12 protein-coding genes and 1 pseudogene are annotated in these 7,817 nt (G+C 70.2%); 6 read left to right on the top strand and 7 right to left on the bottom strand.

Translation table 11 applies throughout. The annotated features are described in order from the left end of the window. Positions 1-17: 17 nt before the first annotated feature. From ACWDS7_RS44405 to ACWDS7_RS44395, 3 genes are all read left to right on the top strand, one after another. Positions 18-716: a sigma-70 family RNA polymerase sigma factor gene (locus tag ACWDS7_RS44405; protein ID WP_451934203.1), complete on the top strand. Its 699-nt coding sequence runs from the start codon at positions 18-20 to the stop codon at positions 714-716. Between the two features lie 116 nt (positions 717-832). After that, positions 833-1,801 (top strand): hypothetical protein, encoded by a 969-nt coding sequence (locus ACWDS7_RS44400; RefSeq protein ID WP_451934202.1) that lies wholly within the window; start codon positions 833-835, stop codon positions 1,799-1,801. Next, positions 1,798-2,001 (top strand): hypothetical protein, encoded by a 204-nt coding sequence (locus tag ACWDS7_RS44395; protein ID WP_451934201.1) that lies wholly within the window; start codon positions 1,798-1,800, stop codon positions 1,999-2,001. The genes ACWDS7_RS44400 and ACWDS7_RS44395 overlap by 4 nt, the downstream gene beginning before the upstream one ends. Here the strand turns inward: ACWDS7_RS44395 and ACWDS7_RS44390 are convergent. After that, entirely contained in the window at positions 1,982-2,239 is a 258-nt protein-coding gene (locus ACWDS7_RS44390; RefSeq protein WP_451934200.1) for a hypothetical protein, read from the bottom strand. The two genes, ACWDS7_RS44395 and ACWDS7_RS44390, sit on opposite strands and share 20 nt — an antisense overlap. A 262-nt stretch (positions 2,240-2,501) precedes the next feature. Between ACWDS7_RS44390 and ACWDS7_RS44385 the strand changes: the two are divergent. Beyond that, positions 2,502-2,645, top strand: a pseudogene (locus tag ACWDS7_RS44385) (IS982 family transposase); the annotation flags it as partial. On the opposite strand, the gene ACWDS7_RS44380 reads toward ACWDS7_RS44385, so the two are convergent. Both ACWDS7_RS44380 and ACWDS7_RS44375 read right to left on the bottom strand, forming a co-directional pair. Next, positions 2,639-2,950 carry a PaaI family thioesterase gene (locus ACWDS7_RS44380; RefSeq protein WP_451934199.1) on the bottom strand — a complete coding sequence of 104 codons (312 nt, stop codon included), beginning with the start codon at positions 2,948-2,950 and terminating at the stop codon, positions 2,639-2,641. The pseudogene ACWDS7_RS44385 and the gene ACWDS7_RS44380 overlap by 7 nt on opposite strands. After that, positions 2,931-3,587: an STAS domain-containing protein gene (locus ACWDS7_RS44375; RefSeq protein WP_451934198.1), complete on the bottom strand. Its 657-nt coding sequence runs from the start codon at positions 3,585-3,587 to the stop codon at positions 2,931-2,933. The genes ACWDS7_RS44380 and ACWDS7_RS44375 overlap by 20 nt, the downstream gene beginning before the upstream one ends. A gap of 134 nt (positions 3,588-3,721) precedes the next feature. Here ACWDS7_RS44375 and ACWDS7_RS44370 point away from each other — a divergent pair, with 134 nt between their 5' ends. After that, positions 3,722-3,988, top strand: coding sequence for a CGNR zinc finger domain-containing protein (locus ACWDS7_RS44370; RefSeq protein ID WP_451934197.1), 267 nt, complete (start codon positions 3,722-3,724; stop codon positions 3,986-3,988). A 309-nt stretch (positions 3,989-4,297) separates the two neighbouring features. On the opposite strand, the gene ACWDS7_RS44365 is transcribed toward ACWDS7_RS44370, so the two are convergent. Together ACWDS7_RS44365 and ACWDS7_RS44360 are read right to left on the bottom strand one after the other, a co-directional pair. Continuing rightward, entirely contained in the window at positions 4,298-5,392 is a 1,095-nt protein-coding gene (locus ACWDS7_RS44365; RefSeq protein ID WP_451934196.1) for a sensor histidine kinase, read from the bottom strand. After that, positions 5,389-6,042, bottom strand: coding sequence for a response regulator transcription factor (locus ACWDS7_RS44360; protein WP_306875864.1), 654 nt, complete (start codon positions 6,040-6,042; stop codon positions 5,389-5,391). Before ACWDS7_RS44360 ends, ACWDS7_RS44365 begins: the two co-directional genes overlap by 4 nt. Positions 6,043-6,154: 112 nt before the next feature. On the opposite strand from ACWDS7_RS44360, the gene ACWDS7_RS44355 reads away from it, so the two are divergent. Continuing rightward, entirely contained in the window at positions 6,155-6,475 is a 321-nt protein-coding gene (locus ACWDS7_RS44355) for a hypothetical protein (protein WP_451934195.1), read from the top strand. A gap of 278 nt (positions 6,476-6,753) precedes the next feature. Here the strand turns inward: ACWDS7_RS44355 and ACWDS7_RS44350 are convergent, their stop codons facing one another. Next, positions 6,754-7,392: a response regulator gene (locus ACWDS7_RS44350; protein ID WP_451934194.1), complete on the bottom strand. Its 639-nt coding sequence runs from the start codon at positions 7,390-7,392 to the stop codon at positions 6,754-6,756. A gap of 3 nt (positions 7,393-7,395) precedes the next feature. Beyond that, positions 7,396-7,566 (bottom strand): hypothetical protein, encoded by a 171-nt coding sequence (locus ACWDS7_RS44345; protein WP_451934193.1) that lies wholly within the window; start codon positions 7,564-7,566, stop codon positions 7,396-7,398. Positions 7,567-7,817: the final 251 nt, after the last annotated feature.

Below are 7,817 nucleotides of genomic sequence, written 5' to 3'. Positions count from 1 at the left end.
TGACACCCCATGACTTCCTGGCCGTCCAGTTCGAGGGGCACCGCCCCCGTCTGAGGGCGGTCGCCTACCGCATGCTCGGCTCGCTGACCGAGGCCGAGGACGCGGTCCAGGAGGCATGGCTGCGGCTGGCGCGCTCGGACTCCGGTGACATCGACAACCTGGGTGGCTGGCTGACCACCGTGGTCGGCCGGGTCTGCCTGGACATGCTCCGCGCCCGCAGGGCCCGGCGTGAGGAGTCGCTGGAGGACCGCCTGCCGGATCCGGTGATCAGCCGTGAGGACGTCACCGATCCGGAGCAGGAAGTGCTGCTGGCCGACTCGGTGGGGCTGGCGCTGCTGGTGGTACTGGAGTCGCTCACCCCGGCCGAACGGCTGGCGTTCGTGTTGCACGACATGTTCGGCCTGCCGTTCGAGCAGATCGCGCCCATCGTGGACCGCACCCCGGTGACGGCCAAGAAGCTCGCCAGCCGCGCCCGCCGGCGGGTCCGCGGCGCCGCGGCCGTGGCCGGACAGGCCGCCACCTTCCAGCGCATGGCCACCAGCGCCGCCACCCACCCGGCGCTCATCAACGGCCTCGCCGGTCTGGTCAACACCATCGACGACCAGCTGATCTCCGTCATGAGCTTCACCATCGCCGGCGGCAAGATCGCCACGATCGACATCCTGTCCGACCTCGACCGGCTGGCCCGCCTCGGCCTCACCCGCGTTGAGCCGTGATCGCCGGCCCACGCCGACAGTGCTCCGTCGCCGGCGCCTCGGATGGAGGGCCCGTCACGAGGCGGACGCAGACGGGCTTGACTCTTACACCGTGTCAGGCGGCACGGTGTAGGGCCATGTCTGTCACCTATGTCGGCTCCGGGCCGTACTGCTACGCCAACTCCCTCGCGATGATCCTCGGTGTCGAGGCGCCGTCTCCCGCCGTGATCGAGGTCCTGACGGGCTCCCCGTACGGGATGCAACTGATCGGCGGGCGGCTTCCGCTGTTCGACCCGTTCGGCTGGGACCCCGAGATCGGGCTGGATGCCGCGATCGGCCTGCTGGGCTGGGAGTGCGAGCGCCTGGACGGAGGAACGGCCGCAGCGGCGCTCGACCGGCTGCGCCGCGCCTGTCAGGACGGCCCGGTGCTGGCCGGGCCGCTTGAGCTCGGCCTGCTGTCGTACCAACCAGGGTCAGGCAGGGCGGTTGGCGCCGACCACTATGTGGTCGTGCTGGAGGTGGGCGACGACACCGTGCTCGTGCACGACCCGCAGGGCTACCCGTACGCCACGCTGCCGGTCGACGCCTTCGCCGAGGCGTGGCACGGGGAGCTGATCTCCTACCTGCGGCGACCGTTCCGGATGCGGCACGGGTTCACCCGGCGGGAGCAGGTCAGCGCGGAAGAAGCGTTGCGGCGTTCCCTGCCCGCCGGGCCGGCCTGGCTGGCCGGACGGACGGACGTGGAGGTCTCTCCCGGCACGCTGGGGCAGGCCGAGGCCGCTGAGCGCACAGCCCGGTTGGTGGAGGAAGGGCTGGACCCCGAGATCAGGATGTTGTGGCAGGCGTTCGCGGTGCGGGTAGGCGCCCGCCGCCACAACGACCTGGCGGTCAGCCTGACGTCCCTCGGCCTCGACGCGGGCGCGGCCGTCGCCGCGGAACAGGCCCGCATCGTCGGTGGCCTGCAAGGTCCGCTCGTGTCGGGCGACGACATGGCGCTCGCGGCCGGCCTGCGCCGATTGGCTCCGACGTACGAACGGCTGCGTGCCGTCCTGATCACCGGTGAGGGGGCGTCCCGGAATGCCGGAACGTCTTCTCGGAGGAGTTGACCCCGGCACCCTGCTCACCCTGCTTCCGGAATGACGCAATTCCGGAAGCAGACTCCGGCAAGACCAAATACCACTCCCGGCTGCGCGGCTACCTGGCCTGGCTCTCCGACCAGGCCGACGCCGGCGCTCTCGACGGCGTCGCCGCGACCGGAGCCGAGCTCCAGGGCGGTGGCGGGGCGCTCACCGGGATGGGCCGCTGACGGCCTGATCGCCGGCGGTGGCCGGCCCGCTCTCGCGCAGGATCTGCTGCACGGTCGCCTCCAGCGAGCTGTCGGCGTACAGGATGCCTTCGATCAGGACGTGGTGGCCGCGTTTCAGGCGGTGGCGGGCGATGGTGTCGATGAGTTCGATGTTCGCCCCGCCCCGCCCCGCCTGGTATGTCGCGTTCGCGGAGGATGTCTCGCCGGACGGCGTCCTGGCTGACCACGGCCAGGTCACGGTAGCGGGCGGTTTGCAGGGCTCGGGCGATGCCGGTCTTGCCGGAGCCGGAGTCGCCGCGCAGCACGGTCGGATGGGCAGGGCCCGGGGGACCGTATCCGGTGCGCATCGGGTCAGCCTGGTCAAGCCCGTCTGGGGTTGTCGGTGAACTCGCTGGTGGCAGGTGCCGAGCGCCGGACGCCGGGGTGTGTTGTGCATACGGGTCGGGAAGGTGTCCCGCCAGTGCGGCCTTCCGCCGGGTCGAAAGCTGCCGGACCTCCGTGATGGAGATCGATACGGCGGCCGGACCTTCGAGGGCATCGCTGTCCGGGTCGCTCAGCGCATCCTCGCCATGGCTGCCGCCATCCGGCACAACCACACGACCGGCGCCCCCGTCCTGCGGCCCCTGATCGCCTACGATCACTGACGAACGGTCTGGATTCGCGCGGTCGCGGTCGCCACAGCCACCGTCCTGCCGTCGGGGCCGATGAGCTCACCGGCGAGAAAGCACACCTCCTTGCCGCGCTGCACGATCCGTCCGCGCCCCAGAAGCCGTCCGGGACGGGCGGGACGGAGGAACTGAACATGAAGATCGAGGGTCGGCGCGAACTGGCCTTCCGGCAACGTCGCGACCAGCGCCGGACCCAAGGTGTCATCGAGCATCGCGGCCAAGAACCCGCCCTGGATCACACCGACAGGGTTCGCGAACTGATCACCCGCCTGAAATGCCACCTCGATAGTCCCCTGCTCTGGGTCCACCCCGACCAGTTCCCAGCCCAAAGTCACCGCTGCAGGCGGCGGTGGGACCCGCCCCGCCTGCACATCCCAGAACAGCCCACGTCTTTGCGTATCCATCCCCATGAGCCACATTGAACAGGCCGCCACCGACAGCTTCGGGAGGCGGCTCGCTCGCGCCTGCACTGCCCCGCAAGATCGGCAGGCGGCCCACCACCAACCACATCGGAGATACTCGTCCAGTTCCCGGGGTGTCCGGTCTACCCGTGGGAATGCGGACTTCCACAGGGATCGGGCCCTCCTCAGCCGTCGTCGGCAGGCCGGACAGGCCGGTGAGCATGCCGAGCAGGAGGCCGTCGGTCTGCCGGCTGATGTCCAAGATCCGTTTGAGGGTGCCGTGGACGTAGACCAGCGACAGGTGCCTGCCCAGCGCCGCGGTGCTGCGGTGGGCCTCGGCGAGGGCGTGCACGCCGTCCAGGTCGCAGAAGGTCAGCCCGGCCACGTCGACCACCAGGCGTACGTGGCCGCGCGCGATGGCGTCGGCCACCACCTGCCGCAGCAGGTCCGCCGACAACGCGTCGAGGTCCCCGGTGATGGTGATCACCGAGCAGCTGCGGTAGTCGGTCGCGCTCACCGAGAACCTGGTCACGAGCCCGTCCAGGATGGGGACGCCGTCGGTCGACGCACCTTCTCAGCGTAGGCCGGTGCCTCTCGGGGGCCGGTGAGCGGCCCCGGCCGGGTAAAGCGCGCTGAAGGCCGCATCGGGCCTTGCGCCCTACTCCTCCGTCCCCGCGTCAGGTCCGGCAAGCGGCGCTTACCGCGGCCGCCCAGGCGCAGTCGACCCTGGCGCGGGAGACGGTCGAGCTGCTGTCCGGGACGCTCGCCGAACGCATCCGTGAGTGCGCGAGCGACGGCTGTCCACTGGTGTCCGTCGACACCTCCAGGCCCGCTGCCCGCCGCTGGTGCGCCATGGAACGTTGCGGCAACCGCCACAAGCTCAGGGCACTACGCGCCCGGCGGGCCACGGACCGCTGATCTCGGTCGTCGAGTGATCGACCCGGATCGATCGACCACGGCCGGCCCCGTCCCGAGCACGCCACTTATCTCCGGCACCGCTGCCGGACCAAGTCCACGGGACTGCCGGCAGTGGCCCGGCCGCGTACCCGAGCCGGATGATCGGGCTTGAGCGGCAACCACTCGGCCAGTGGCGTCAGCGGGCCGCCCGCAGCGCATCCCTTGCGGTCCCGCCCGGGGCAGGGGTGGGCGCGGACTCGGGCGGGGCGTACGGCATGCGCAGACATCCGATCTGCTCAGGATGTCAACAGGTATCTGTAGCAGGTCTACTCAGGCACCGGGATGGTTGAGGGCGACACTCACATCGAGGCCGCCCGTCGGAAGGGGCCGGACGTCCAGCATGCCCTGATGCGCCTCGACGATGGCGGCCACGATCGACAGGCCCAGGCCCAGGCCGTCACCACTTGCCTTCCTCCCGGTCTCCAGGCGCTGGAAAGGCTGCAGGAGCATGTGCAGCCGATCGGCCGGGATCACCGTACCGCTGTTGGCGACCCTGAGAGTGGGACGTCCGGACCGTACTGCGGTCTCCACCCTGACCCAGCCACCGGGCACGTTGTACCGCAGAGCGTTGTCCAGCAGGTTGACGACCAGACGCTCGGCCAGGGCACGATCACCGAAGGCGGGTGCCGCCTGAAGGGCGGACTCGACGTGAAGCTCCGAATCGTTGTGGTGGTCGATGACCTGACTGGCGACCGCGGCCAGGTCGAAGGATTGCCGATCGTGCAGCCCCTGCTGGCTGCGGGCCAGCGTGAGCAGGGCCTCGATGAGCCGCTCCTGATGCTTGCCCGCGGCCAGCATGCGCTCCAGTGCCTTCCGCAGGGACTCCGCGTCAGCCTCCGGGTCGGCGAGTGCGACCTCGGCCATGGCCCGCTGCAGTGTCAACGGGGTGCGCAGCTCGTGGGAGGCATTGGCGACGAACCGACGCTGCGCGGTGAATGCCGCCTCCACACGGTCCAGCAGCTCATCGAAGGTGTCGGCCAGCTCTTTGAGCTCGTCGTCCGGTCCGGATGCGGCCAGTCGCCGGTCGAGCCGGTCGGCCGTGATGCGCCGGACGGTGGCGGTCATCTCACCCAGCGGCCGCAGTACGCGACCGGCCATGAGCCAGCCCAGCAGCATCGCCGCGAACGCCGTGACCACCAGCGCGACCAGGGAGTTGACCAGGAGCCGATGCAGGTGCTCAGTCTGCTCCAGTCGGGGCACCTGGGCGGGCAGGCCGGGGCCGCCGGGTGGCGCGGGAGCGGCCGGTGGACCGGGGAAGGGTGAGAACTCGACCAGGACAGTGATGAGGGCGACCAGCAGCACTCCGGCCACCAGGAACAGGCCGCTGTAGAGCAAGGCCAGGCGCAGCCGTACCGTCCGCCTCATATCCGGTACCCGGCCTGCGGAACCGTCTCGATCAGCGGAGGATCGCCGAGCTTGCGCCGCAGCCGACTGATCGTCACCTTCACGGTCTGCGTGAACGGATCGGCGAACTCGTCCCAGCCCCGCTCCAGCAGCTGCTCTGCGGAGACCACCGCGCCTCCGGCGGCCATCAGCAACTCCAGCACGGCGAACTCCTTGGGACTCAGCGGCAGCCGGCGCCCGTCACGGGTGGCGATCCGGGTGGCCGGGTCCAGCCGCAGATCGCCATGGACGAGCACCGGCGGGAGCGCCGGACCGGCCCGTCTGGCCAGCGCCCGGATCCGGGCGACCAGCTCGGCGAAGGCGAACGGCTTGGCAAGGTAGTCGTCGGCGCCGATGCCCAGCCCGGTCACCTTGTCGTCGATCGTCCCGGCGGCGGTGAGCATCAGCACTCGCGCCGGGTGACCGACGCCGATCAGTGCCCTGCACACCTCGTCGCCGTGCAGGCCGGGCAGGTCCCGATCGAGGACGACCACGTCGTAGTGGCCGACCGAGGTGCGCTCCAGCGCGGCGTGGCCATCCAGCACGACGTCGACGGCCATGCCCTCACGGCGTAGCCCCGTGGCCACCGTCAGGGCCAGTTCCTCGTGGTCTTCGACGATCAGCACCCTCATGATCTCCAGCATGCCCCGTTCCCCGGTTACAGCGGGGTTACCGCCGTCGTTTCGGCCCTGTAACCGGCACTCGGCTTGTCTGGACGCATCGACAGCGACAGAAGGAGAGATCATGCTCGGCTCGACGATCAGAAGGATGGTTCTCGCCGCCGCGGTGCTCACCGCAGGAGCGGGCGGGGTCGTGGCCGTCTCGGCCGGGGAGCCCACCGGCAACGGCAAGGAGTTCACCGCCTGCATGCGTTCGCAGGGGTTGCCCGACTTCCCCGAGGTCGCGTTCTCCTCGGACGGGCTGGTCAACCTCAACATCAAGGGAGAGCGCGTCGACGTCCTGTCCGAGAAGTACGGGGCGGCGGTGAAGGCCTGCGAGCCGCTGCTACCCGCTGGTTCTCGGCTGCCGGGCGCGCCTGCGGCGCCGGCCGCGGCCAGTCACTGATTTTTTACTTCGCGATGGTGGACCACCGGGCTCTTGTCCGAGGCGCGAGTGATCGGCGCCGAGCCGGCATACGCCTTCAGCGCCCGGGCGTCGGCGGAGCGGGTGCGGTCGTCATCCCGGGCCGATCCGTCTCACAGTTGTCAAGGCGGCTCTCAGAGACCAGCCATCGCGTCATCCCCGGACCCATCACCTGACCGAGTCGGCCTGATCACCAACCCCGACGCACTGCCGTACGCCGAGGTTCACTACCGCCTGCTCAGCCACCGACCGGTTTCGGACTACAGGAGGCCGGCGTCGCGTACCTTGTTCGCCACGTCCACGCGGCTGTCGGTGCCGAGTTTGGCAAAGATACGGGTGATGTTGGCCTTCACCGTGGCCACGCTCACCGACAGGTCCGTGGCGATCTCGGAGTTCGAGCTGCCCTTGGCCACCTCGATCGCCACCTCACGCTCGCGCTCGGTGAGCTGGTCCAGCTCCTTGACGGCCTGCGGCTTGTACCGGCCGGTGGCCGCCGCGATCACCTGGTGGGCGACACTCGGTGACAGGACCGGCTCGCCCCTGGCCACCGCGCGCACAGCCTCGATCATCTTCGCCGGCGGCGTGTCCTTCAGCAGGAAGCCGTGCGCGCCGAGCCGCAGCGCGCGCAGCACCATGTCGTCGGCGTCGAACGTGGTCAGCACCAAAACACGCGGCGGCGACGGCCGATCGAGCAGTAGCTCGGTGGTCGTGAGCCCGTCCTGGACCGGCATCCGGATGTCCATCAGGACGACGTCAGGCCGCGTGTCGCGGACCACGGTCATGGCCTGCCTGCCGTCCGCTGCGTCGCCGACGAGGTCCAGGTCGGGCTCGCCGCCGAGGATGAGGCGCAGCCCCGTGCGTACCATCGGGTCGTCGTCCACGATCACCACTCTGATCACGGATCAAGCCTCCCACGGCAGTCGTACGTCCAGGACGAAGTGCCCGTCCTGGACCGCATGGCTCAGGGTGCCCCCGGCCATCCGGGCACGCTCGGCCAGCCCGACCAGGCCCAGCCGCCCGCCGGGGCCGGGGCCGGGGCTGGACGATCCGGCGTATGGAGCCGGGTTGCTCATCCGGATCCGTAACCCTTGGCCAGGCCGTCCGCCGAGCTCGGCTCTCACTCGGGTGCCCGGCGCGTGCTTGCGCGCGTTGGTCAGCGCCTCCTGCACGATCCGGTACGCGTGCCGCCCTGTCTGCGCCGGCAGCAGCTCGCGCCCCTCGACGGGCCCAGATCGAGAAGTACGGCGTCATATACAGCCAGGTAGTAGGAGATGCCCTCCCGGTCGAGGAGTCTGTGAGGTACCTGGCCGAACTGGCCGATGAC

The sequence above is a fragment of the Streptosporangium sp. NPDC003464 genome (assembly GCF_053588315.1).
Note: the sequence above shows the minus strand (reverse complement) of the source record. Positions and strands in the feature narration are given on the sequence as shown.

Coding starts and splice junctions, on each gene's coding strand:
- ACWDS7_RS44400 (WP_451934202.1), top strand. CDS start 833: ATGTCTGTCACCTATGTCGGCTCCGGGCCGTACTGCTACGCCAACTCC.
- ACWDS7_RS44365 (WP_451934196.1), bottom strand. CDS start 5,392: ATGAGGCGGACGGTACGGCTGCGCCTGGCCTTGCTCTACAGCGGCCTG.
- ACWDS7_RS44360 (WP_306875864.1), bottom strand. CDS start 6,042: ATGAGGGTGCTGATCGTCGAAGACCACGAGGAACTGGCCCTGACGGTG.
- ACWDS7_RS44355 (WP_451934195.1), top strand. CDS start 6,155: ATGCTCGGCTCGACGATCAGAAGGATGGTTCTCGCCGCCGCGGTGCTC.
- ACWDS7_RS44345 (WP_451934193.1), bottom strand. CDS start 7,566: ATGAGCAACCCGGCTCCATACGCCGGATCGTCCAGCCCCGGCCCCGGC.